The sequence below is a fragment of the Streptomyces sp. SKN60 genome, from assembly GCF_026236535.1.
In the GTDB taxonomy this organism is placed as follows: Bacteria; Actinomycetota; Actinomycetes; order Streptomycetales; family Streptomycetaceae; genus Streptomyces.
On record NZ_JAHTMW010000002.1, the window covers coordinates 410,124 to 433,158 of the forward strand.

The 23,035-nt window shown below is 73.1% G+C and carries 25 protein-coding genes; 14 read left to right on the forward strand and 11 right to left on the reverse strand.

What is annotated here, in order from left to right; translation table 11 throughout:
- Positions 1-11: 11 nt before the first annotated feature.
- The 4 genes from alc to KV205_RS04980 all read right to left on the reverse strand — a co-directional run bounded on the left by alc (position 12) and on the right by KV205_RS04980 (position 4,138).
- Entirely contained in the window at positions 12-1,157 is a 1,146-nt protein-coding gene (gene alc / locus KV205_RS04965) for an allantoicase (protein WP_265862436.1), read from the reverse strand.
- Positions 1,158-1,222: 65 nt separating this feature from the next.
- Positions 1,223-2,152 carry a LysR family transcriptional regulator gene (locus tag KV205_RS04970; protein WP_265862438.1) on the reverse strand — a complete coding sequence of 310 codons (930 nt, stop codon included), beginning with the start codon at positions 2,150-2,152 and terminating at the stop codon, positions 1,223-1,225.
- Between the two features lie 22 nt (positions 2,153-2,174).
- A complete protein-coding gene (locus KV205_RS04975) occupies positions 2,175-3,173 on the reverse strand; it encodes a DMT family transporter (protein ID WP_265862439.1) in 999 nt (332 codons plus the stop codon).
- A gap of 5 nt (positions 3,174-3,178) precedes the next feature.
- Positions 3,179-4,138 (reverse strand): EamA family transporter, encoded by a 960-nt coding sequence (locus KV205_RS04980; protein ID WP_265862440.1) that lies wholly within the window; start codon positions 4,136-4,138, stop codon positions 3,179-3,181.
- A 126-nt stretch (positions 4,139-4,264) separates the two neighbouring features.
- Between KV205_RS04980 and KV205_RS04985 the strand changes: the two genes are divergently transcribed.
- Positions 4,265-4,762 carry a MarR family winged helix-turn-helix transcriptional regulator gene (locus KV205_RS04985; protein ID WP_265862442.1) on the forward strand — a complete coding sequence of 166 codons (498 nt, stop codon included), beginning with the start codon at positions 4,265-4,267 and terminating at the stop codon, positions 4,760-4,762.
- 67 nt (positions 4,763-4,829) lie between these two features.
- Here KV205_RS04985 and KV205_RS04990 read toward each other — a convergent pair whose 3' ends face one another.
- The 3 genes from KV205_RS04990 to KV205_RS05000 are packed head-to-tail and all read right to left on the reverse strand — an operon-like array spanning position 4,830 to position 7,454.
- A complete protein-coding gene (locus tag KV205_RS04990; RefSeq protein ID WP_265862444.1) occupies positions 4,830-5,060 on the reverse strand; it encodes a hypothetical protein in 231 nt (76 codons plus the stop codon).
- A 20-nt stretch (positions 5,061-5,080) separates the two neighbouring features.
- Positions 5,081-7,258 carry a 4-alpha-glucanotransferase gene (gene malQ / locus KV205_RS04995; protein ID WP_265862447.1) on the reverse strand — a complete coding sequence of 726 codons (2,178 nt, stop codon included), beginning with the start codon at positions 7,256-7,258 and terminating at the stop codon, positions 5,081-5,083.
- A gap of 1 nt (position 7,259) precedes the next feature.
- Positions 7,260-7,454 (reverse strand): hypothetical protein, encoded by a 195-nt coding sequence (locus tag KV205_RS05000; RefSeq protein WP_265862450.1) that lies wholly within the window; start codon positions 7,452-7,454, stop codon positions 7,260-7,262.
- Positions 7,455-7,717: 263 nt separating this feature from the next.
- On the opposite strand from KV205_RS05000, the gene KV205_RS05005 reads away from it, so the two are divergent.
- Positions 7,718-10,834, forward strand: coding sequence for a beta-N-acetylglucosaminidase domain-containing protein (locus tag KV205_RS05005; RefSeq protein ID WP_265862451.1), 3,117 nt, complete (start codon positions 7,718-7,720; stop codon positions 10,832-10,834).
- Between the two features lie 33 nt (positions 10,835-10,867).
- Here KV205_RS05005 and KV205_RS05010 read toward each other — a convergent pair whose 3' ends face one another.
- Positions 10,868-11,434, reverse strand: coding sequence for an HNH endonuclease (locus KV205_RS05010; protein WP_265862453.1), 567 nt, complete (start codon positions 11,432-11,434; stop codon positions 10,868-10,870).
- Between the two features lie 226 nt (positions 11,435-11,660).
- On the opposite strand from KV205_RS05010, the gene KV205_RS05015 reads away from it, so the two are divergent.
- From KV205_RS05015 to KV205_RS05025, 3 genes are all read left to right on the forward strand, one after another.
- Positions 11,661-12,773, forward strand: a complete 1,113-nt coding sequence (locus tag KV205_RS05015) for a mechanosensitive ion channel family protein (protein ID WP_265862454.1) — start codon at positions 11,661-11,663, stop codon at positions 12,771-12,773.
- A 154-nt stretch (positions 12,774-12,927) separates the two neighbouring features.
- Positions 12,928-13,269 carry a DUF6247 family protein gene (locus KV205_RS05020; protein WP_265862455.1) on the forward strand — a complete coding sequence of 114 codons (342 nt, stop codon included), beginning with the start codon at positions 12,928-12,930 and terminating at the stop codon, positions 13,267-13,269.
- Positions 13,266-13,589: a hypothetical protein gene (locus KV205_RS05025; protein WP_265862457.1), complete on the forward strand. Its 324-nt coding sequence runs from the start codon at positions 13,266-13,268 to the stop codon at positions 13,587-13,589. Before KV205_RS05020 ends, KV205_RS05025 begins: the two co-directional genes overlap by 4 nt.
- On the opposite strand, the gene KV205_RS05030 is transcribed toward KV205_RS05025, so the two are convergent.
- Positions 13,590-13,793: a DUF397 domain-containing protein gene (locus KV205_RS05030; RefSeq protein ID WP_265862459.1), complete on the reverse strand. Its 204-nt coding sequence runs from the start codon at positions 13,791-13,793 to the stop codon at positions 13,590-13,592.
- Entirely contained in the window at positions 13,790-14,629 is an 840-nt protein-coding gene (locus tag KV205_RS05035) for a helix-turn-helix transcriptional regulator (protein ID WP_265862462.1), read from the reverse strand. Before KV205_RS05035 ends, KV205_RS05030 begins: the two co-directional genes overlap by 4 nt.
- A 95-nt stretch (positions 14,630-14,724) precedes the next feature.
- On the opposite strand from KV205_RS05035, the gene KV205_RS05040 reads away from it, so the two are divergent.
- From KV205_RS05040 to KV205_RS05050, 3 genes are all read left to right on the forward strand, one after another.
- Entirely contained in the window at positions 14,725-15,156 is a 432-nt protein-coding gene (locus KV205_RS05040; RefSeq protein ID WP_265862464.1) for a hypothetical protein, read from the forward strand.
- 115 nt (positions 15,157-15,271) lie between these two features.
- The gene (locus KV205_RS05045; protein WP_265862743.1) at positions 15,272-15,514 is read left to right on the forward strand and encodes a type II toxin-antitoxin system RelE/ParE family toxin; all 243 of its coding nucleotides are present in this window, start codon (positions 15,272-15,274) and stop codon (positions 15,512-15,514) included.
- Positions 15,429-15,827 carry a helix-turn-helix domain-containing protein gene (locus KV205_RS05050; protein WP_265862466.1) on the forward strand — a complete coding sequence of 133 codons (399 nt, stop codon included), beginning with the start codon at positions 15,429-15,431 and terminating at the stop codon, positions 15,825-15,827. The genes KV205_RS05045 and KV205_RS05050 overlap by 86 nt, the downstream gene beginning before the upstream one ends.
- A 16-nt stretch (positions 15,828-15,843) precedes the next feature.
- Here KV205_RS05050 and KV205_RS05055 read toward each other — a convergent pair whose 3' ends face one another.
- Positions 15,844-16,176 carry a hypothetical protein gene (locus tag KV205_RS05055; RefSeq protein WP_265862468.1) on the reverse strand — a complete coding sequence of 111 codons (333 nt, stop codon included), beginning with the start codon at positions 16,174-16,176 and terminating at the stop codon, positions 15,844-15,846.
- Positions 16,177-16,345: 169 nt separating this feature from the next.
- On the opposite strand from KV205_RS05055, the gene KV205_RS05060 reads away from it, so the two are divergent.
- From KV205_RS05060 to KV205_RS05085, 6 genes are read left to right on the forward strand one after another with little or no spacing between them, the layout of a single operon-like run.
- Positions 16,346-17,509: an ROK family transcriptional regulator gene (locus KV205_RS05060; protein ID WP_265862471.1), complete on the forward strand. Its 1,164-nt coding sequence runs from the start codon at positions 16,346-16,348 to the stop codon at positions 17,507-17,509.
- A 54-nt stretch (positions 17,510-17,563) separates the two neighbouring features.
- Positions 17,564-18,913 carry an ABC transporter substrate-binding protein gene (locus KV205_RS05065; RefSeq protein WP_265862473.1) on the forward strand — a complete coding sequence of 450 codons (1,350 nt, stop codon included), beginning with the start codon at positions 17,564-17,566 and terminating at the stop codon, positions 18,911-18,913.
- A 5-nt stretch (positions 18,914-18,918) separates the two neighbouring features.
- Positions 18,919-19,863: a carbohydrate ABC transporter permease gene (locus KV205_RS05070; protein WP_265862474.1), complete on the forward strand. Its 945-nt coding sequence runs from the start codon at positions 18,919-18,921 to the stop codon at positions 19,861-19,863.
- A 3-nt stretch (positions 19,864-19,866) separates the two neighbouring features.
- A complete protein-coding gene (locus KV205_RS05075; RefSeq protein ID WP_265862475.1) occupies positions 19,867-20,772 on the forward strand; it encodes a carbohydrate ABC transporter permease in 906 nt (301 codons plus the stop codon).
- A 7-nt stretch (positions 20,773-20,779) separates the two neighbouring features.
- On the forward strand, positions 20,780-22,045 hold the full coding sequence (locus tag KV205_RS05080) for a 6-phospho-beta-glucosidase (RefSeq protein ID WP_265862477.1): 1,266 nt from the start codon (positions 20,780-20,782) through the stop codon (positions 22,043-22,045).
- Entirely contained in the window at positions 22,036-23,007 is a 972-nt protein-coding gene (locus tag KV205_RS05085) for a BadF/BadG/BcrA/BcrD ATPase family protein (protein ID WP_265862479.1), read from the forward strand. The genes KV205_RS05080 and KV205_RS05085 overlap by 10 nt, the downstream gene beginning before the upstream one ends.
- The last annotated feature ends 28 nt before the right edge of the window (positions 23,008-23,035 follow it).

Genomic DNA, 23,035 nt, shown 5'->3' on the forward strand with positions numbered 1-23,035 from the left:
CAGTCGGTTGGTCAGTCCGTCAGGCGGGCGTACCGCGCGCGCAGTTCGGCGGCGCCGTCCTCGGTGAGGCTGCCGTGCAGACGCATCCGGGCGACGCCGCCGTCCGGGAAGGCGTCCAGGCGCACATGGGTGACCACAGCCTGGGCGGCGAGCGTGAAGCGGTGCAGGGTGTCGGGCTGGAGGCGGGTGCGCGGGATGATCTCGAACCACTCTGCGCCGTCTTCGGGCCCGCCGTTTCGGCCCTGGAGGGAGATCCAGCCCGCCGAGTTGCCCTTGAGGTAGGCGGTGTCGATCTCGACGGCGCGGACGGCGCCCTGGGCGGCGAGCCGGAAGCGCACCCAGTCGTTGGTGCCGCGGACCCGGCGGCGGCGGTTCTCCCAGCCGTCGTCCATCTTGCGCGAGGTGCCGGGCAGGATGATCTGGGTGGGCGAGGAGTAGAACGTGTCGGAGGCGTCCTCGTAGGAGCCGCCGTTGAGCACCGAGATCAGGTCGAGGGTGCCGAGGACGTCCAGCCACTCGGGGTCCGGGACGACCTCGCCGTGCACGCGGAGGCGGGCGATGCCGCCGTCGGGGTGCTGGCACAGGCGCAGGTGGGTGTAGCGGCGCTCGGTGGTGATCGCGAAGCCGTTGGCGGCGTGGCCGCGCACCGGGGTGGGCGGCACGAGCTCCTCCCACTTGGCGTCCAGGAGCTCCTCGGGGCTCGGGGTGCCCTCGACGGCGGCGGCCTGGACGCTCACCTTCTGCGGGTAGTTGCCGCGGAAGTGGGCGGTGTCGACGACGATGCCGCGGATGACGCCGGGGGCGCCGAGGCGGACGATCGCCCAGTCGTGGTCCTCGGGCGCCGGGAACGGGTGGTCGGCGTCGGCGCCGCGGCGGCGCCGGGTCTCCCAGCCGTCCATGATCTTGCCCTTGTGGCCGAAGTGCTCGGGGTCGAACACGGCCCGCTCGCGGACGAGGAGGTTCTCCCGCTCGGCGAAGAACTCGTCGTTGGCGGCGACGACACCGGCGCCGAGGCGCCGGTCGGCGAGGTCGACGAGCTCGGTGAAGGGGAAGTCGCCGGTGCGGTAGTCGGCGTACGGGTCGCCGCCGGCGTAGGGCGCGGCGTCGTTGGCGTGCGGGTCCTGGTCCTGGATCGGGTCGTTCGCGTCGAGGCTCATGCGTCGACTGTGCCGCCGCAGCATGACTCAGGTCCATCGAATGTTTTCGACAGGTCTTTGTAGAGCTACTGAACGGTCTGGGTGGTCTCGCGCTGGACGGCGGCCTGACGCAGGGCCGCGAGGACCCGGGCGACCGCCGGGCGTTCCTCGGAGCCGCGCCGGACGGCCGCGACGACATGGCGGCGCGGCTGGTCGGCGGAGAGCACCCGCATGACGACCCCGGCGCCGGTACGGCGTTCGGCGGCGGCCATCCGGGGCACCAGGGCGACGCCCATCCCGGCCTCGACCAGGGCGAGGATCGCGGTCCAGCCGGCCGCGCTGTGCGCCTGCTCGGGCACGAAGCCGGCGGCCTCGCAGGCGGCGGTGGTGATCTCGGACCAGGGCCCGGAGCCGCCGAAGATCCACGGCTCGGCGGACAGGTCGGCGAGCCGCAGTCCGGCCGCGTCGGCGAGCGGGTGCCCGGCGGGCAGGGCGACGTCGAGCGGGTCGGCGAGCAGCGGCACCCGGCTGAACTTGGGGTCGCGGGCGGTGGGCGCGTGGGCGGCGAGGGAGAGCGCCAGGTCGACCTGGCCGGCGGTGAGCAGTTCGTACGCCTCCGCCGCCTCGGCCTCGCGGACCCGGACGTCGAGCCCGGGGTGGGCGGGGCGCAGCGCCTGCACGGCGGGGACGACGAGGGCGGAGACGGCGGTGGAGAAGGCGGCGACCCGGATCCGGCCGGCCTCGCCGCTGAGATAGGCGTCGAGATCGGCCTCGGCCCGCTCCAGCTGAGCGAAGACGGCCTCGGCGTGCCGCAGCACCAGATGGGCGGCGTCGGTCAGCCGGACCCGCCGGCCCTGGGCCTCCAGGAGCCGTACGCCGAGCTGCTTGGAGAGGTTGGTGAGCTGCTGGGAGACGGCGGAGGGGGTCATCAGGAGGGCCTCCGCGGTGGCGGTGACGGTGCCGCGGTCGCGCAGGGTGCGGAGGATCTGGAGCTTCTTGATGTCCCACTCGGTCATGGGCCGCAACCTACCGGCCCCGCTACCTGGCCGAACTCAGGGCCACTCCGCCGAGGATGAGCACCATGCACCCGGCGCCGGCGAGGCCGAGCCGTTCGCCGAGGAGGAGGGCGGAGAGCAGCGCGACGCAGACCGGCTGGAGGTAGTAGACGACGCCGGCGCGGGCGGCGCCGATCAGGGCGATGGCGCGGTTCCAGGCGAAGAAGGCGACGGCGGAGGAGAACACGCCGACGTAGAGCAGCGGTCCGACGGTGCCCGCGGTGACCGGGAAGCCGCCCTGGACGGAGAGCGAGATCGCGTAGGCGGGGGCGAGCATCAGCGCGCCGAGCACGAAGGTGGTGAGCAGGAAGGCGAGTCCGTCGAGCTCGGCGGGCTTGCGCTTGAGCAGTGCGCTGTACGTGGCGAAGGACAGGGCCGCGGCGAACATCCACAGGTCGCCGGGGGTGAGGTCCAGGGTCGGGGAGCCGGTCAGGGAGCCCTTGCCGACGAGCAGCAGCACGCCGAGGACGGCGGTCAGCAGGCCGAGGAGGCGGCGGGCACCGAGCCGTTCGCCGCCGAGCCGCGCATAGCCCGCCATGATCACCGGCGAGGCGGCCATGATCATGCCCATGTTGCCGGCGGAGGTGGTCAGTCCGGCCTGGTGGACCAGGGTGTTGTAGAGGGCGACGCCGAAGAGGGAGGCGAGCGCGACGAAGCCGAGGTGCCGCCGGATGAGGGCCCGCTGCCGCCACAGCGGGCGGGCGGCGAAGGGGGCGACGGCGAGCAGCGCGATGATCCAGCGCCAGAAGACGGCCTGGACGGGCGGGATCGAGTCGGCCATGTCGCGGGTGGCGACGAAGCTGCCGGACCAGACGACGGTGGCGAGCAGGGCGAGGAGCACGCCGAGGCCGGCGCCCCGGTGGTTGCTCGCGGGGGCCGGCCTCTCGGTGGCGGTCTCTTTCTCAGCGGCGTTCTTCTCAGTGGCGGTTTTCTCGGTGGCGGTTTTCTCGGTGGCGGTTTTCTCGGTGGCGATCAGGCTCATGGACGCTACCGTCGCACCGCCGAAACCTCCAGGTCCATCGAAACTTCCTGACCGTTCTTTTCAGCGGAGCTGAACGGTTCGGGCGCCTTCGCGGGCTCCTTCGCGGCGCGGGGCCGGGGCGAGAGCTGGCCCGCCAGCGTGGCGCCGAAGGCGACGATCATGCCGAGCACCTGGACCGGGCCGAGGGCCTGACCGAGGGCGGCCCAGCCGATGACGGCGGCGGTGATCGGCGAGAGCGGGCCGAGCAGGGTGACCGAGGAGGCGCTGAGCCGCTCGATGCCGCGGAACCAGAGGAAGTAGGAGATCGCGGTGTTGCCGAAGGCGAGGTAGGCGTAGCCGGCCAGGTTGGTGCCGGTGAGGGCCGGCGGGGCGCCCTCGATCAGCAGGGCGACGGGGAGCAGGACGAGGCCACCCGAGGCGAGCTGCCAGCCGGTCAGGGCGAGGGCGCCGACGCCCTCGGGGCGGCCCCAGCGCTTGGTGAGGACGGTGCCGGCGGACATCGACAGGGAGGAGAGCAGTCCGGCGACCACGCCGACGGTGTCGAAGGCGGCGCCCGCCTTCAGGACCACGAGGCTGACGCCGAAGGCGGCGGCGATGGCGGTGAGCAGCCCCCGCACGGTGGGCCGGTCACCGAGGAGCAGGGCGGCGAGGCCCACGACGAACAGCGGTCCCACCGAGCCGACGACGGCGGCGACGCCGCCGGGCAGCCGGTAGGCGGCGAGGAAGAGGAGCGGGAAGAAGGCGCCGATGTTGAGCGCGCCGAGGACCGCGGACTTCCACCACCAGGCGCCCTGCGGGAGCTTGCGGGTGAGGGCGAGGAGGAGCAGTCCGGCGGGCAGCGCCCGCATGAGTCCGGTGAAGAGCGGCCGGTCGGGCGGCAGGAACTCCGTGGTGACGAAGTAGGTCGAGCCCCAGGAGATCGGGGCCAGGGCGGTCAGGGCGACGGTGGCGGCCTTGCGGGACATGACGGTTCCCCCTCTGCGGCGACTTGCTCAGCGGTAATTAACTTAGCACTAAGCTACTTATGCGCAAGTGGCTTTCCGGTAAGTGACTTGGTTGCAAGCAGCTCGGGAGAGAGGGAGACTGCGGGCATGGAGAATCACGACGCCGTCGACGCCATCACCGACCAGTGGGCGGCCGTCCGCCCGGACCTGGAGACGCTGCCGATGGCCGTCTTCGGCCGGATCTACCGGCTCGCCGGCGCCATGCGCGGGAAGGTGGACCAGGCGTACAAGCCGTACGGGGGCATGGGGCTCGGCGAGTTCGACGTGCTCGCGACGCTGCGCCGATCCGGCGAGCCGTACACGCTCTCACCGCGCGAGCTGACCGCCACGCTCATGATCACGACGGGCGGGATGACCGGCCGCCTCGACAAGCTGGAGCGGGCCGGGTACATCACCCGCAGCCCCGACCCGAACGACCGGCGCGGGCTGCGGGTCACCCTCACCGACGAGGGCCGGGAGCTCGTCGACCAGGCCGTCGGCGCGGGCCTCGCCCAGCAGCGGGCCGCCCTGGAGGCCGCGCTCAGCGCCGAGGAGGCGGAGCAACTGGCCGGGCTGCTGCGGAAGCTGCTCGCCACCACCGCGTGAGGACACGCGAGGGCGCCGCGCGGTACCGGTGTACCGCGCGGCGCCCTCGTGAACGTACGAGTGAGGCCTAGGCCTTCTTCTTGGACTTGTCGAGGACCATCACCAGGCCGGCGATGACCAGGAACAGTGCGATCGGCGCGGCCACGTACAGGCCGATGGTCTCGATGACCTCCAGCTTGGGGGCCGGGTCGTCACCGTCGTCGCGGGTGTTCGCGAGCGCGGGGGACGACATGAGCAGCATCATCAGCGTCGTACCGGCCGCGACGGCGCCGGCGCGCAGGGCGTTCTTCTTGTCCACGGTGCAAAAGTAGCGAACACCTAAACGGACCGCGCGCCCGGGGGTGCCGTACGGGCACGCACGCCCCCTCCGCGCGCCTCCGCGACCGCCTCCGACACCGCCTCCGACACCCCCCTCAGCAGGTCGTGCGCCCGGGGCGAGGCGGCGAGCTCCTCCAGGGACATCGGCTGCCCGTCGGGCCCCGCCACCGGCAGCCGCCAGTTGGGGTACTGGTCCCAGGTGCCCGGCAGGTTCTGCGGCCGCCGGTCCCCCACCGCGTCCGGCAGCCACACCCCGACCAGGCGCGCCGGGGTGGCCGCCAGGAAACGGTGGAAGGCCCGGACCTCGGCCGCCTCGTCGCCCGGCCCCTCCGGCAGGAGGCCGAGCCGCTGCAGCAGCCCCAGCCACTCCGAGGTCTCCGCCGCGTCCCGGGCCCGCTCGCGCTCGACCTCCCCCGTGAGCAGCCCCAGCCGGTGGCGGAGCGTCACATGGGAGCCGGACAGGCGCGCGGCGGTGGACGGCAGGTCGTGGGTGGTGGCGGTGGCCACGCAGTCGGCGCGCCACTCCTCCGGCGCGAGCGGCCGCCCGCCGCCCGCCCAGTCCCGCTCGAACCACAGCACCGAGGTGCCGAGCACGCCGCGCCGGGCCAGCGCCTCGCGCACCCCCGGCTCGACCGTGCCCAGATCCTCGCCGACCACCGAGGCGCCCGCCCGGTGGGCCTCCAGGACCAGGACGGCGAGCATGGCCTCGGAGTCGTAACGGACGTACGTGCCCTCGGTCGGCTCACCGCCCTCCGGCACCCACCACAGCCGGAACAGGCCCATGACGTGGTCGATCCGCAGCGCGCCCGCGTGCCGGAGCAGTTCGCGGAGCAGACCGCGGTACGGGGCGTAGCCCGCGGCGGCGAGCGCGTCCGGGCGCCAGGGCGGCAGGCCCCAGTCCTGGCCCCGGGAGTTGAAGGCGTCGGGCGGCGCGCCGACCGACATCCCGGCGGCGAAGACCCGCTGCTGCGCCCAGGCGTCGGAGCCGTCCGGGTGCACGCCGACGGCCAGGTCGTGGACGATCCCGACCGGCATCCCGGCCCGCCGCGCGGTGTCCGCCGCGTCGGCGAGCTGCCGGTCCGTCAGCCAGGCGAGCCGGCAGTGGAAGTCGACCCGGGCGGCGAGCTCGGCGTCCGCGCGGACCGCCGCCGCGGCCCCCTCCGGGTCGCGCAGCTCCTCGGGCCAGCGGCGCCAGTGGTGGCCGTGCCGCTCGGCGAGCGCCTGGTAGGTGGCGTGGTCCTCCAGGGCCCGGCCGCGCCCGGCCAGGAAGTCGCGGTAGTCGGCCCGGCGGCCGGGGCCCAACTCGACGGTGTGCACCAGCTCCAGGGCGCGCCGCTTGACCTCCCACACGGCGTCCCGGTCGATCAGCGCCCCCTTGCCGAGCACGCTCTCGCGCAGCTCGGCGGCGTCGCCGAGGATCCGGTCGAGCTCCTCGCGGCGGGCCGGGTCCACGTACGCGTACTCCGGGATGTCCTCGATCCGCAGATGCACCGGATCGGGGAAGCGGCGGGAGGACGGCCGGTACGGGGACGGGTCGGAGGGCGCCCCGGGGACCGCCGCGTGCAGCGGGTTGACCTGCACGAAGCCGGCGCCGTGGGTGCGGCCCGCCCAGTCGGCGAGCTCCCGCAGGTCACCGAGGTCGCCCATGCCCCAGGAGCGGGCGGAGAGGAGGGAGTAGAGCTGGACGAGCAGCCCGAAGGCCCGCCCCCCGGCCTGCTCCACCGGCGCGGGCACGCGCGCGGGGGCCACGATCAGGGTGCTCGCCGAGCGGCGCCCGTCCGGGGCCTCGGCGACCAGCCGGTGCACCCCGGTGGGCAGGGCGCGCCAGTCGGCGCCCGTGACGGTCCGGCCGGCCTCGGTGGTGACGGTGAGCCGGGTGCCGGGCGGCAGTCCGCGGGGCGGCCGGAGCCCGCGCCGCACGCCCTCCTCCGCCGCGTTGCCTTCCTCGCCCTGCTCGTCGTCCTGCCAGCGGACCACGGTGGGCGGCAACAGCCGTTCCCGGGCGGTGCGTTCGGCCGCCTCCAGAGCCGCGGCGAGCGCTTCCGGGCCCGAGGCGTCCACCCCGAGGGCGCGCAGCACCGCCACCACGGTGGCCTCGGACACGGGGACCGTGACGCCCTCGGAGGGGGCGTACGAGGTGGCGACGCCGTGCAGGTCGGCGAGGCGGGCCAGGGTCACGTCACACTCCGGGGGACTCCGAACCGCCCGCGGTGGCGCGGGCGGTGGGTTCGCTGGTCAGGGGGGCGGCCTCGATCAGGGGCGGTTCGCTGGTGAGCGGCGCGGCGTCGGCGAGCGGCGGTTCGCTGGTGAGCGGTTCGCCCTGCCTCGGGATCGCTATCCGTTTGCAGGCGTGGTCGGTCGCAGGCGCGGTCACGGGATCTCCCGGTTTCGTCTCGACAGGTAAGACAGCAGAGGGAGCCCTACCCAGCGATTCCCGTTTTACCGGCGGGATGTGGCGAAAGCGTGCCACCTCGCCGAAACCGCACCGGGCAATGCGGACAGTTCGCCCTGTCGCATTGACACTCCGTCGGCCCGGGTGGTGGGCTCGTCATCCAATCGTGACCATCGACCGGTCGTGACCATCGCCCGGTCGTGACCATCGACCGATCACGGTCTTCGGGCGGGAAGGAGCCCCGGGTGTCCCTCGGACGCAGGAAGCGGACGGCCACCGCCGTCGCCGCGGCGGTCATCGGCGGCCTCCTCGGCGGCGCCCTGCCCGGGATCGCCCACGCCGCCCCCGGCTCCCCGGGCTCCCCCGTGACCACCCCCGACCGGCAGTCCGCGGCCGTGCCCCCGGTCTGGCCGCGGCCCCAGTCGATCGCCCCGTCCGGTTCGGCCGTGCCGCTCGGCACCGAGGTGACGCTGCTCGTCGCGCCCGAGGCCGACCCGTACGCCGCCGGCGCCCTGCGCGCGCTGCTGCGGGCCGCCGGGGTGCGCACCGTGCACGAGACGCTGCCCGGCCGCGGGCCGGTGATCCGGTTCGGCGACAGCGTGGAGACGGACGCGGCGCTGCGCGCCCTGAGGGTGCCCGAGCGGGGCGATCTGCCGGACGGCGGCTACCGGCTCGCCACCGGCCGCCTGGCCGGCCGCGACACCGTCGCCGTGGACGGCGCCGGCGAGGACGGCCTCTTCCACGCCGTACAGACCCTCCGTCAGCTCCTGGGGCCGAAGAGCACCCTCCCCGGCGTCATGGTGCGCGACTGGCCCGGCACCGCCGTCCGCGGCCTCACCGAGGGCTTCTACGGGCAGCCGTGGACGCCCGCCGAACGGCTCGCCCAGATCGACTTCATGGGCCGCACCAAGCAGAACCGCTATCTGTACGCCCCCGGCGACGACCCCTACCGCCGCGCCCTGTGGCGCGAGCCGTACCCGGCGGCCGAGCGGGCCGCCTTCCGCGAGCTCGCCGCCCGCGCCACCGCCAACCATGTGACCCTCGCCTGGGCCGTCGCCCCCGCCCAGGCGATGTGTCTGTCCTCGGACGCGGACGTCGCCGCGCTCACCAGGAAGCTCGACGCCATGTGGGCGCTGGGGGCGCGGGCCTTCCAGTTGCAGTTCCAGGACGTCAGCTACAGCGAGTGGAGCTGCGACGCGGACGCCGACGCCTTCGGCAGCGGCCCCGAGGCCGCCGCCCGGGCGCACGCGCGCGTGGCGAACGCCGTCGCCGCCCACCTGGCCCGGCGCCACCCGGGCGCGGCTCCGCTGTCGCTGATGCCGACCGAGTACTACCAGGACGGCGCCACCGACTACCGGACCGCGCTCGCCGGCGCCCTCGACCGGCGCGTCGAGGTGGCCTGGACCGGCGTCGGCGCCGTACCGCGCACCATCACCGGCCGGGAGCTCGCCGGGGCCCGGGACGCGCTGCGCCACCCGCTGGTCACCATGGACAACTATCCGGTCAACGACTACGCGCAGGACCGGCTCTTCCTCGGCCCGGCGACCGGCCGCGAGCCGGCCGTCGCCGCCGGGTCCGCCGCCTTCCTCGCCAACGCGATGGAGCAGGCCGCCGCCTCCCGGGTGCCGCTGTTCACCGCCGCCGACTTCGCCTGGAACCCCAAGGGCTACCGGCCGCAGGAGTCCTGGCAGGCCGCCGTCGACGAGCTGGCGGGCCCCGACCCGGCCGCCCGCGAGGCACTGCGCGCGCTCGCCGGGAACGGCGCCTCCTCGCTCCTCGCCCCGGACGCCGAGTCCGCCTATCTGAAGCCGCTCGCCGCCGCCTTCTGGACCGCCCGCGCGCACCACGACCCGGCGGTACGGGAGAGGGCGGGGCGGGAGCTGCGCGCCGCGTTCACCGTGATGCGCGAGGCGCCCGCGCGCCTGAAGGGCACCGCCGACGGCACCCTGGGCGCCGAGGCGGGGCCGTGGCTGGAGCGCCTCTCCCGGTACGGCGCGGCCGGCGAGACCGCCGTCGACATGCTGCTCGCCCAGGCGCGCGGCGACGGCGCCGGGGCCTGGCGGGCCCAGCTGGACCTGGAGCGCAAGCGCGCCGCCCTGCGCACCGGGGGCGGGGCGGGCGTCGGAAGCGGAAGCGGAGCCGGGGGCGGGGGCGGAGCGGGCCGGGTGACGGTCGGCAAGGGCGTCCTGGACGCCTTCCTCGACCGGGCCGCCGCCGAGTCCGCCGCCTGGACCGGCGCGGACCGGGCGCCGTCGCACACCGGTGAGCCGAAGCAGGACCGCGGGGCGGCCGGGGGCACGGCCTCCGGCGACGGCGACACGTACACCGTCCGGCTGGACCGTACGCGTCCGGTGGAGACCCTGACCGTGATGACCGACCCGGTCGACCCCGCCGGCGGCGCCGTCGGCACGGGCTTCCTGGAGGCGTACGTGCCGGGCGAGGGCTGGCGGCGGATCGGCCCGCTCGCCGCGTCCGGCTGGACCCAGGCCGACCTGAAGGGGCTGCGGGCCGAGGCGCTGCGGATCGTATGGACCGGCGGCGCGGGCGCGCCGCCGCGGGTGCGCTCGCTCGTGCCGTGGTTCGCCGACGAGCCGCGGGCCGGGCTCGCCCTGTCCCGTACCGAGACCGACGCCGAGATCGGCGGCCCCGCGCAGCGGGTGGACGTCACCCTGGAGGGGCGGCGGGCCGCCGAGGTGCGCGGTCCGCTGACCGCCGAGGCCCCCAAGGGCATCACCGTGCGCCTGCCGAAGGAGGCCGGGGCGACCGTGGTGCCGCGGGGCACGACGGCCACCGTGCCCCTGGAGGTGTCGGTGGCGCCCGGCGTGCCCTCCGGCTCGTACACCGTCCCGGTCTCCTTCGCGGGCGAGCGGCAGGTCCTCACGGTGCGCGCCTTCCCGCGTACGGAGGGCCCCGACCTGGTCCGTACGGGCACGGCCTCGTCCTCCGGCGACGAGACGCCCGACTTCCCGGCCGCGCTCGCCGCCGACGGCGATCCGGCGACCCGCTGGTCCTCGCCGGCCGAGGACGGCGCCTGGTGGCAGGTGGAGCTGGCCGAGCCGGCCCGGATAGGGCAGGTGGTGCTGCACTGGCAGGACGCCTACGCCGCCCGCTACCGCGTCCAGGTCTCCGCCGACGGGCGGGTGTGGCGTACCGCCGCGACCGTGCGGGACGGCCGGGGCGGGCGGGAGTCGGTGCGCATGGACGCCGCCGACACGCGGTTCCTGCGGGTGCAGGGCGACGCGCGGGCGACGGAGTACGGCTACTCGCTGTGGTCGGTCGAGACGTACGCGGTGGCGCCCGCTCCGACGAGCCCCGGCACGCCGGAGGAGGAGCCGGACGGCCCGCCGCCCGCCTCCCCGTGAATCCCGCTGCCTCTCGTACGCGAAAGGCCCGGCTCAACCCGTCGTCACGGCCTCCTGCGGGGAGGCGGTGGCGACGGAGTCGATCCGGGCCAGGACGTCGTCGGCGCCGTACGGCTGGAGGTACGGCAGCCAGCGTGGGTCGCGATGGCCGGTGCCGATGATCCGCCAGGCCAGGCCGGTCGGCGGCGCGGGTTGGTGGTGCAGCCGCCAGCCCAGCTCGCGCAGGTGCCGGTCGGCCTTGACGTGGTTGCAGCGGCGGCAGGCCGCCACGACGTTGTCCCAGGCGTGCGTCCCCCCGCGGCTGCGCGGAACGACGTGGTCGACGCTGGTTGCGACGCCACCGCAGTACACGCAGCGCCCGCCGTCGCGGGCGAACAGGGCTCTGCGGGTCAAGGGAACGGGCCCCCGGTAGGGGACCCGCACGAACCGCTTCAGCCGCACCACACTGGGCGCGGCGACGACACGGCTCTCGCTGTGCATGAAGGCGCCGGATTCCTCGAGGCAGAGTGCCTTGTTCTCCAGGACGAGGACGAGCGCGCGGCGGAGCGGTACGACGCCGAGCGGCTCGTACGACGCGTTGAGGACCAGGACATGCGGCACGGATGCCTCCTATGACGCCGGCGGCGCGTGGCTCGCGCCGGGACGAAACTGCTCTCAGTCTCTCCTCACAGCGGGCCGGTGCGCCACCACGTATACGTAATGGTCCTGAGGTGTTCTCGACCACATCCGCCGCTCGGCGGGAGTCATCCCCGCATGTGGGCCGTCTTTCCTGGTGCACCTGTGTGCACACGTCAACGGGGGCACCCCCCTGCCCCCGCTAGTGTGGATGAACCGCGAACGCCTGCCTGGAGGTCCCCTCGTGCCGCCCCTGTCCTGGTCCGCCCTGCGAGCCGCCGGCGCCGACGATCCGACGAATGTCCCGGTGACACTGGACGAGGCGGCGGAGAAGGCGACGAACGCCGCGGGGTGGGTGGAGCAGAACTGGTCCACCTGGCTGAACACCGGACTGAAGATCGTCCTCATCCTGGTCGTCGCCTTCACCCTGCGGATGCTGGTCCGCAAGGCCCTGACCAAGCTGATAGACCGCATGAACCGCTCGGCCCAGGCGGTCGAGGGCACCGCCCTCGGCGGCCTCCTCGTCAACGCCGAGCGCCGCCGCCAGCGCTCCGAGGCGATCGGCTCCGTGCTCCGGTCCGTCGCCTCCTTCCTGATCCTCGGCACCGCCGGCCTGATGATCCTCGGCGCCTTCAAGATCGACCTGGCACCGCTGCTCGCGTCCGCCGGTGTGGCGGGTGTCGCGATCGGCTTCGGCGCGCGGAACCTGGTGACGGACTTCCTCTCCGGCGTCTTCATGATCCTTGAGGACCAGTACGGCGTCGGCGACTCCGTCGACGCGGGCGTCGCCTCCGGCGAGGTCATCGAGGTCGGCCTGCGCGTCACCAAGCTGCGCGGTGTCGACGGCGAGATCTGGTACGTGCGCAACGGCGAGATCAAGCGCATCGGCAACCTCAGCCAGGGCTGGGCCACGGCCGCCGTCGACGTCACCGTACGCCCCGCCGAGGACCTGGACCGGGTGAGCGCGGTGATCACCGAGGCCACCGAGTCCATGTCCAAGGACGAGCCCTGGAACGAGCGCCTCTGGGGCCCCGTCGAGATCCTGGGCCTGACGGAGGTCCTGCTCGACTCCATGACCATCCGCGTCAACGCCAAGACCATGCCCGGCAAGAAGCTCGGCGTCGAACGCGAACTCCGCTGGCGCATCAAGCGCGCCCTCGACGCCGCCGGCATCCGCATCGTCGGCGGCATCCCGCCCCAGGCCGACGAGCCCAAGCCCACCGACCCGACGGCCGGCATGTCGGCCCCCTCGGCCTTCGCCTCCCCGGCCTCGCCGCAGTCTGCGGCGGCGACGCCGCTGCCGAAGCCGGACCTGAACAAGTAGCCCGCCGCTGCGGTACGCGAAAGGGGCGCCCGGCCGTGGCGACGGCGGGGCGCCCCTCGCTATGCAGGGCGGCTGGCCAAGGCGGCTTGCATTTCCTCGGGAGTGGGGTGCACGCTCACGTCATGAGCGACACTCCGCGCACCCAGGCGGCGGCATGACCACCGCCCCGCGGCCGTCCGGCGTCCCGCCCATGCCCGAGCGGAGCCCGAAGGCGCTGCGCGCCGCCATCGCCGAGTACACGCCGCAACTCCTCGCCGACTTCGACGCGCACTGGAAGCGCGCGATCGCCGACACCTACGACCTCGCGCCCGTGCCCGCCTTCATGGCCCGCTGGTGGACGGAATTCGCGCTGGCCCGCGACCCGGAACTCGACCGTCGCGTCCTGGACCTGGAGGCCGAGGCCGCTGGCTCTGCCGACAACGCGACCGCCACGGCCCTCCTGGAACAGGCCGCGCATCTCCGCCGCGAGGCGAGCAAGGCGGAACCCGGCCGGTGAGCAGCGAATTCCTCGGCCCACCCTGGCAGATGGACTGGGTCCGCTCGGCACGCGCGGACCGGGACGCCTTCCCCGAAGCCGTACGCGATCTCGTGGACGCCGTCCGCGCCGAACTGATCACGGTCAAGGACCCCTACTTCCGGGGCATCGATAATCTGCCGGACCTCCCCGCCGGCTGCTGGATCGAGCCGAGCCGCTCGACCGTGCCTGACGGCGCGCACATCTGCTCTTTCGACGGCGGCCGGGGCTGGCTCCGGTACACCTTCGTCCGCCGCTCCGCAGACCCCCAGGTCACCGTCGAAGAGATCTTCTGGCAGTAGTCAGCGACCGAGCCGGCCGCCCTTGACGCTCGCGACGAAGGCGGAGAACGCGGCGACGGAGAGGCCGAGGACGGGACCGTCGGTGCGCTTGGAGTCGCGGACGGGGACGGTGTTGTGGGGGGCGGCGAGGTTGGTGGCGACCTCGATGCACTCGCCGTTGTTGCTGTAGGAGGACTTGTACCAACGGGGGGACTCGGTCGTCATGACATGCCCTTTCGTACCTGCTCGACCATGGCTACGGAGTCTGCCTGGGAGAGGCATTCCGCCTGGAGTTGATGGTAGGTCGTCAAGAGGGACACCACCGCTGTGCGCTCCCGCTCGACATGCCCCTGCGCGTGGGTCTCCGCGTACGCGATCATCGAACGGTCGGCCAGCGTAAGCAGGTTGACCGGGAGGTCGAACGGGCGCCGCTCGCCCATCTCGTACGGCGCCACCTGGAACACGCTGTTCGGTAACTCGGCGAACTCGACCAGCCGCTCCAACTGCGCCCGCATGGCGTCGGGACCGCCAACAGGGCGACGGATGCAGCTCTCGTCCATCACCACGAGCAGCATGGGCGGGCGATCCTTCACCAGCGCCCCCTGCCGCTCCATGAGGAACGCGACGCGCTCGTCCGCCTGTTGCTGCGTGAGGGAGCCGCGCCGCACGTGGCTGTTCGCGAGCGCTTGCGCGTACCCCGGTGTCTGCAACAGCCCCGGAATGATCCCGAGATGGAACGACCGGATCTCGACCGCCCGACCCTCGTAGGCGACGTATTCCGAGAAGCCCTCCAGCAGGTTGCCGTACCGCATCTCGCTCCACAGGCGTTCCAGCGAGTCCGCCGTCCCGACCGTGCCGAAGACCTGATCGAGCTCCCGCGAGAAAGGGAGGGTCGGCGGTTTGCGGGCAGTTTCCACCGCAGAGACGTGCTGACTGGAGTAGCTCGTCCGCCCCGCCAGTTCCTCCTGTGTCCAGCTCCGGCGCTCCCGCAGCCTGCGCAGATGCGCACCGTAAGCCGCACGCGGGCCGTCCTCCGGGCGTAATTCCTTGCGATTGACCACAACTCTTCCTTCGGGTCTGCCCAGTTGAAGGGGGACTCGACCCTACGACACGCTGGCGACCCCCGGTAGTGGATTCGCTACAGAGAGGCACCGTCATGCCCGAACCCTCCCCCGCCCTCGGCTCCTTCGTCGCCGACGCCAGCAACGGAACGCCCCACCTCGGCGAGGTCACCGCGCACGAAGGCGGCACCCTCTACCTGCGCCCGCCGGGCGGCGGGATCGAGTGGACCGCGGCGCCGGCGGACCTGCGGCCGCCCACGGAGGACGAGTGGGCCCGTATCCGCGTCCTCACCACCCCCGTCCCGCGCACGGCCTACGTGCTGTCCGCCGACCACGGCCTCCGCCCCCGCCCCGAGCCGGCCCCCAACTGCCCCTCCTGCGCGGCGCTCGTCGAGTGGTTCGACCAGTACATGGGGGTGGGGCCGCAGCGCGACGAATCGGCGGCCGTGGACTGCGTGGTGGAGATCCGCAACCACCCGCACGACCCGCCGAAGATGACGATCAAAGAGTTCTCCACCCCCCGGTGATGCCCGGCAGGACGGCCCGGACCACGACGGGCGTATCCGTCCGTCGTGGTGCCTCTCGAGGAGGGGAGCTCGTGAGCCTGCACGAACCGGAATGCTCGCCGCATGCGGCACGGACATGCCCGGGGCGCTCGCGAAGCCCCTCGGTGGCGGCGTGTGGGAACTGCGGGTACGCATCAGGGACGGTGCGGTGGCCGCGCGGGTGACGTACTGGTTCGCCCCCGGGAGGGTGGTGTTCCTGACCGTATTCCGCAAGACGCGCCAGCACGAAGAGGATGAGGTACAACGGGCGCGAGGAGCCCGGAAGGTCTGCGAACGCGATCACGGGACGGCGGCGGACACCTACAGGAGGACGGTATGAGCGGGTACAGCACGACCGCCCACTGCGCTGGCTCCGCGACCGGGCCCCTGGCGACGACCCCGAGCGTGCGGCCATCCGGAAGCGTCTCGCCTTCGGCCTCGCCGTGTACGACTGCCGCATCGAGCGCGCCCTGAGCGTGGAGCGCCTCGCCGCGCTGGCGGGGATGGAGCCGGACGAGATCGAGCGCATCGAGGAGGGGGGCACCGAGCCCTCCCTGGAGCTGATCGAGCGCCTGGCCGAGGCCCTGCACGCCGAGGTGCGCCTCATCCCCGGGCCGAGCCCGGCCATAAGGTTCGAGGCCCAGGCCGCCTGACCACCCCGAGGCGGCCTCAGAACCACCCGCCCCCGCCCCGGGACACCAACGCCCACCGCACCAGCGCCACCGCGCCCATCACCAGCGGCGGCGCCAGCCACCATGGGCCCATCGCGCGGCGAACGGTGGGTGGGAGAACCGTGATCGCGAGGGCGAGGGCGTTCGTGAGGACGGTGGTGAGGCACGCCATGGCGATGCCGGTGTAGGCGTCGTGGTCCCACGGGCCGCCCGGTTGAACGGCGAGCGCCACGCACAGGAACGCCGCCGCGATCACGTGCAGCATCACCAGCGGCACGCCCATCACCCAGCGCAGGCACCCCGCGTCCTCGTCCTCCGAGTGCGGATACACGCACACCCCCCTCCCCCGACACAACCCTTGACGCCCCGGTGACGCCGGCCTTACCTTCCTCCCAACACAATAGGAAACCTTCCTAACAGTACACAGACAGGTGGGCGTCGTGGCCGGTACGAGTACGGGAGCAGCCGGGACGCCCGGGACGCCGCGGGTGTTGCGGGCCATGAATGATCGGGCCGCGCTGGATCTGCTGCTCGCGCACGGGCCGTTGTCGCGGACGCGGATCGGGAAGCTGACCGGGTTGTCGAAGCCGACCGCGTCGCAGTTGCTCGCCCGGCTCGAAGCCGCCGGGCTCGTCGTGGTGACCGGGACGACCGAGGGGCGGCCGGGGCCGAACGCGCAGTTGTACGGGGTGAATCCGCGGGCCGCGTACGCCGCCGGGCTCGACGTCACGCCCGAGGGGATCCGCGCGGCGGTCGCCGATGTGACCGGGACCGTGATCGGGGAGTTCGAGGTGGCGTCGCCCGGGCGCGGGGCCGAGGACGTGGTGCGGCAGGTGGTCGACGCGCTCGACGGGGCCGTCAAGGCCGCCGGGCTCGCCCTCGGGGACGTACACCGCGTGGTCATCGGCACGCCCGGCGCCTTCGACCCGGCGACCGGGCGGCTGCGGTACGCCTCGCACCTGCCCGGCTGGCACTCCCCCACGCTGCTCGAAGAGCTGGCCGTCGCGCTGCCGATGCCGTTCGAGTACGAGAACGACGTCAACCTGGTCGCCCTCGCCGAGCAGCGCCTCGGCGCCGCCCGCGACCACGAGAACTTCGTGCTGCTGTGGAACGAGGGCGGTGTCGGCGCCGCGCTCGTCCTCGGCGGGCGGCTGCACCGCGGGTTCACCGGCGGCGCCGGCGAGGTCGGCTTCCTGCCGGTGCCCGGCACCCCGCTCGTACGGCAGGTCGCCAAGGCCAACTCCGGCGGCTTCCAGGAGCTCGCCGGCGTGCAGTCGGTGCCCCGGATCGCCAAGGCCTGCGGGATCGACACCCGCGAGCAGCCGTACGTCGAGACCGCGGCCCGGCTGCTCGCCGAGGCCGCCGAGCGGCACGGCGAGGACGAGCGGTACGCCGCGCTCCTCGACACCTACGCCGAGCGCCTGGCCACCGGGCTCGCCGCCCTCGTCGCCGTGCTCGACCCCGAGCTGATCGTGCTGTCCGGCCTCGCCATCAGCCCCGGCGGCGAGCCGCTGCGCTCCCGCGTCCAGGCCCAGCTCGCCGATCTGGCCGCCTCCCGGCCCCGGCTCGTCCTCGCCGCCGTCGACCGCGACCCGGTGCTCCGCGGCGCCCTCGAATCCGCCCTCGCCGCCACCCGCGACGAGGTCTTCGACACGTCCAGGTAGACCCCGCCCCAGAAACCCACCACACCTCCGTCCCCGTTCCAGGGAGATTCCGCCATGCCCGCACTGCGCCGACACCGCAGACTCGCCGCCGCCCTCGCCGCCACCACGTCCGTCGCGCTCTTCGCCGCGGCCTGTACCGGCTCCGCGAACAACGGCGCCACCGACGACCCGAACGCGCAGACGACGATCACCTTCTGGCACGGCTGGTCCGCCCCCTCCGAGGTGCAGGCCATCAACGACAACATCAAGCGCTTCGAGAAGGCCCACCCCAACATCAAGGTGAACGTCGTCGGCAACATCAACGACGACAAGCTCAACCAGGCGCTGCGCACCGGCGGTTCGAAGGGGCCCGACGTGGTCTCCTCCTTCACCACGTCGAACATCGGCAAGTTCTGCTCGTCCGGGGCCTTCGCCGACCTCCAGCCCTTCATAGCCAAGTCCAAGCTGGAGCTCGACAAGATCATCCCCAAGACGCTCCTGGACTACACCCAGTTCGAGGGCAGGCGCTGCGCGATGCCGCTGCTGACCGACGCGTACGGCCTCTACTACAACAAGACCGCCTTCAAGGCGGCCGGTCTCGACCCCGAGAAGCCCCCGAAGACCTACTCCGAGCTGCTCGCCGCGGCCAAGGCGCTCACCAAGCCCAAGGGCGACGGCTACGCGCAGCTCGGCTTCATGCCGAACTACCGCGGCTACGAGACCACCACCGAGCACTACCTGGGCAGTTGGGGCCCGGCCTACTTCGACGCCAGTGGCAAGTCGACGGTCGGCAGCGACGCCGGCGTGGCCGAGATGATGACCGTGCAGAAGAAGATGGTCGACGAGCTCGGCGGCTACGCCAAGCTGGAGAAGTTCCGTACCACCTTCGGCGACGAGTGGGGCGCCAAGCACCCCTTCCACACCGGCCAGGTCGCCATGCAGCTCGACGGCGAGTGGCGGCTCGGCATGGCCACCGACGCCAAGGCCGCCTTCGACATCGGCGTCGCCCCGATGCCCGTCCCGGACGCGCGGGCCGCCGACTACGGCAAGGGCTATCTCTCCGGCACGGTCATGGGCATCGCCCCGCAGAGCAAGAAGCAGAACGCCGCCTGGGAACTGGTCAAGTTCATGACCACCGACACCGAGGCCGTCGTCGCCTTCGCCAACGGCATCCGCAACGTCCCCTCCACCTTCGAGGCGCTGAAGTCCCCGAACCTGAAGTTCGACCCGCGCTTCAAGACCTTCCTCGACATCGCGCAGCACCCGAAGTCCAACACCGCGGCAGGGGCCGTCAACGGCGCCACCTACCTCAACACCCTCCAGGACTTCGCCGTGCAGTACGAGAAGGGCGAGGTGACCGACCTGAAGGGCGGGCTGCAGAAGACCGCCGAGCAGATCGACACCGACATCGCCAAGGCGAAGTAGGCGCGATGACCAGTACGATCACCCTCCGCTCGAAGCGCCGGCGCGCGGCGCTTCGTACCGCGGCCTTCCTCTCCCCGTGGCTCATCGGGTTCGCGGTCTTCTTCGCGTACCCCCTCGTGTCCACCGTCTACTTCTCCTTCATGGACTACGACGGTTTCCGGCCGCCGACCTTCAGCGGCCTGACCAACTGGACGTACGTCTTCCGGGACTACCCGCTGTTCTGGCCGGCGCTCCGCAACACCCTCTGGCTCGTCGTGGTGATGACCGCCTGCCGGGTCGTCTTCGGACTCGGCGTCGGCCTGCTCATCACGAAGATCAAGACCGGCGCCGGAGTCTTCCGGACCCTCTTCTACCTGCCCTACCTGGCCCCGCCGGTCGCCGCCACGCTCGCCTTCGTCTTCCTCCTCAACCCCGGCACCGGCCCGGTCAACGCGATCCTCGAAGGCCTCGGCGTCCCGGCCCCCGCCTGGTACAACGACCCCGCCTGGTCGAAGCCCGCGCTCACCATGCTCGCGGTGTGGGGCGTCGGCGACCTCATGGTCATCTTCATGGCCGCGCTGCTCGACGTACCGAAGGAGCAGTACGAGGCGGCCGAGCTCGACGGGGCCTCGGCCTTCCAGCGCTTCCGCTACGTCACGCTGCCGAACATCTCGCCCATCGTGATGTTCGCCGTGGTCACCGGGATCATCCAGGCGATGCAGTACTACACCCAGCCGCTCGTGGCCGGGAAGGTCGCCTCCGGCGTCATCGGCGGCTCCGGACAGTCCTTCGAACCCGGCTACCCGGACAAGTCCACGCTGACCCTGCCGCAGCTCGTCTACAACCTCGGCTTCCAGCGCTTCGACTACGGCGCCGCCTGCGCCACCGCCCTGATCCTCTTCGCCCTGGCCATGGTCTTCACCCTGCTGCTCATGCGCCGCCGCGGCGGTCTCGTCCAGGCAGGTGACTGAACCATGAGCCAGACCCTCGAAGCACCCGAACTCGCGCCCGCCGAGCGGAAGTCCGCCGGCACCCCGGCCGCCCGCGCCGCCCGCCGCAAGGCGGTCCTGCACTGGATCGCCGTGCACGCGCTCGGCATCGCCGCCGCGCTGTTCTTCGTCCTCCCCTTCGTCTTCGTGCTGCTCACCTCGCTGATGAGCGACCAGCAGACGCTCACCCGCGATCTCGTCCCCGCCACCTGGGAGTGGGACAACTACACGGCGGTGCTCGACACCCCGGGCTTCCTCACCTGGTGGCGCAACACCCTGCTGTACGCCGGCCTCGGCACCGTCCTCACCGTGGTGTCGTCGGTCCCGGTCGCGTACGCCCTCGCCAAGTTCCGCTTCCGCGGCAGCCGGCTGGCGCTGATGCTGGTCATCTCGATGATGATGCTGCCGCCGCAGGTCGTCGTCATCCCGATGTACCTGTTCTGGGCGAAGCAGCTGGACCTGTCCGGCACGCTGTGGCCGCTGATCATCCCGATGGCCTTCGGCGACGCCTTCTCCATCTTCCTGCTGCGCCAGTTCCTGCTGACCATCCCGAACGAATACCTCGACGCCGCCCGCGTCGACGGCTGCGGCGAACTGCGCACCCTGCTGCGGATCGTGCTGCCGATGGCGAAGCCCGGCATCGCGGCCGTCGCGCTCTTCCAGTTCTTCGCCGCCTGGAACGACTACTTCGGGCCGCAGATCTACGCCTCCGAGAACCCGGCCGCCTGGACCCTCAGCTACGGCCTGGAGTCCTTCAAGGGCGCGCACCACACCGACTGGAATCTGACCATGGCCGCGACCGTCCTGGTCATGGCCCCCGTGATCCTCGTCTTCTTCTTCGCCCAGAAGGCATTCGTCGAGGGCGTCACACTGACCGGAGTGAAGGGCTGACTGTTCAATGAAGCTCGCTGTCGTGGGGGGCGGCTCCACCTACACCCCCGAACTCATCGACGGGTTCGCGCGCTTGCGCGACAACCTGCCCGTCACCGAACTCGTCCTCGTCGACCCGGCCGCCGACCGCCTCGACCTGGTCGGCGGCCTCGCCCGGCGGATCTTCGCCAAGCAGGGCCACGAGGGCCGGATCGTCACCACCTCCGACCTCGACGCCGGCGTCGACGGCGCCGACGCCGTGCTGCTCCAGCTGCGGGTCGGCGGACAGGCCGCCCGCGAGCGCGACGAGACCTGGCCGCTGGAGTGCGGCTGCGTCGGCCAGGAGACCACCGGCGCCGGCGGTCTCGCCAAGGCGCTGCGCACCGTGCCGGTGGTCCTGGACATCGCCGAGCGGGTCCGCAGGACCAACCCGGACGCCTGGATCATCGACTTCACCAACCCGGTCGGCATCGTCACCCGGGCGCTGCTCCAGGCCGGCCACAAGGCCGTCGGCCTGTGCAACGTGGCGATCGGCTTCCAGCGCAAGTTCGCCGCGCTGCTCGGCGTCGCCCCGGCCGACGTGCACCTCGACCATGTCGGGCTCAACCACCTGACCTGGGAGACCGGGGTACGGATCGGGGGCCCCGAGGGCGAGAACGTGCTGCCCCGGCTGCTCGCCGAGCACGGCGACGCCGTCGCCGCCGACCTGCGGCTGCCGCGCGCCGTCGTGGACCGGCTCGGCGTCGTCCCCTCGTACTACCTGCGCTACTTCTACGCGCACGACGCCGTCGTCGAGGAGCTGCGCACCAAGCCCTCGCGGGCCGCCGAGGTGGCCGCGATGGAGAAGCAGCTCCTGGAGATGTACGGCGACCCGGCGCTCGACGAGAAGCCGGAGCTGCTCTCCAGGCGCGGCGGCGCCTTCTACTCGGAGGCGGCCGTGGACCTGGCCGCGTCCCTGCTGGGCGGCGGTGGCTCGCCGTACCAGGTGGTGAACACGTACAACCGCGGCACGCTGCCCTTCCTGCCGGACGACGCCGTCATCGAGGTGCAGGCCGCGGTGGGGCCGCAGGGGGCGGTGCCGCTGCCGGTGGCGCCGGTCGACCCGCTGTACGCGGGGCTGATCGCCAACGTCACCGCGTACGAGGACCTGGCCCTGGAGGCGGCGCTGCGCGGCGGCCGGGACCGGGTGTTCCGGGCGCTGCTCGCGCACCCGCTGGTGGGGCAGTTCGGGTACGCCGACGGGCTGACCGACCGGCTGATCGCGCACAACCGGGAGCACCTCGCGTGGGCCTGAGCGGAGCGCTGCTGGCGATCGACGCCGGCAACAGCAAGACCGACGTCGCGGTCCTCGCCCCGGACGGCACGGTCCTGGGCGGGGCCCGCGGCGGCGGGTTCCAGCCGCCGTTGGTGGGGGTGGAGACGGCGGTCGAGGCGCTGGCGGAGATCGTCGGGCGGGCGTGCGAAGCGGCCGGCGTGGAGCCGGTGTTCGCGCAGGTCGCCGCCTGTCTGGCGAACGCCGATCTGCCGGTGGAGGAGGCCGGTCTGAAGGCCGGTCTCGAGGCACGCGGCTGGGGCGGCGCGGTCCACGTCTGGAACGACACCTTCGCGATCCTGCGCGCCGGGGTCGACGAGCCGCGCGGTGTCGCGGTGGTGTGCGGGGCGGGCATCAACTGCGTCGGCATGCTGCCCGACGGGCGTACGGCGCGCTTCCCGGCGATCGGGAAGATCTCCGGGGACTGGGGCGGGGGCGGCGGGCTCGCCGACGAGGCCCTGTGGTTCGCGGCGCGCGCCGAGGACGGGCGGGGCGGGCCGACCGAGCTCGCGCACACCCTGCCCGGGCACTTCGGGCTGCCCAGCATGTACGCGCTGATCGAGGCCCTGCACCTGGGCCGGATCCCGCCGGAGCGCAAGCACGAGCTGACCCCGGTGCTCTTCCGTACGAGCGCGGCGGGCGACCCGGTGGCACGGTCCCTGGTGGACCGGCTCGCCGACGAGGTCGTGGCGCTGGCCTCGGTCGCGCTCGGCCGGCTTGAGCTGCTCGCCGAGGAGGCGCCGGTGGTGCTCGGCGGAAGCGTGCTGGCCGCCCGGCATCCGCGGCTCGACGGGCGGATCGCCGAACTCCTCGCCGTGAAGGCGCCGAAGGCGCGGACGGTCGTGGTGACGGCGCCGCCGGTGCTCGGCGCGGGGCTGCTCGCCCTGGACGCGGCGGGCGCTCCGGCGGAGGCTGCGGCGCGGCTGCGGGCGCACTACGCCTGAGCCGGCGTACGACGCATCACACGTGACG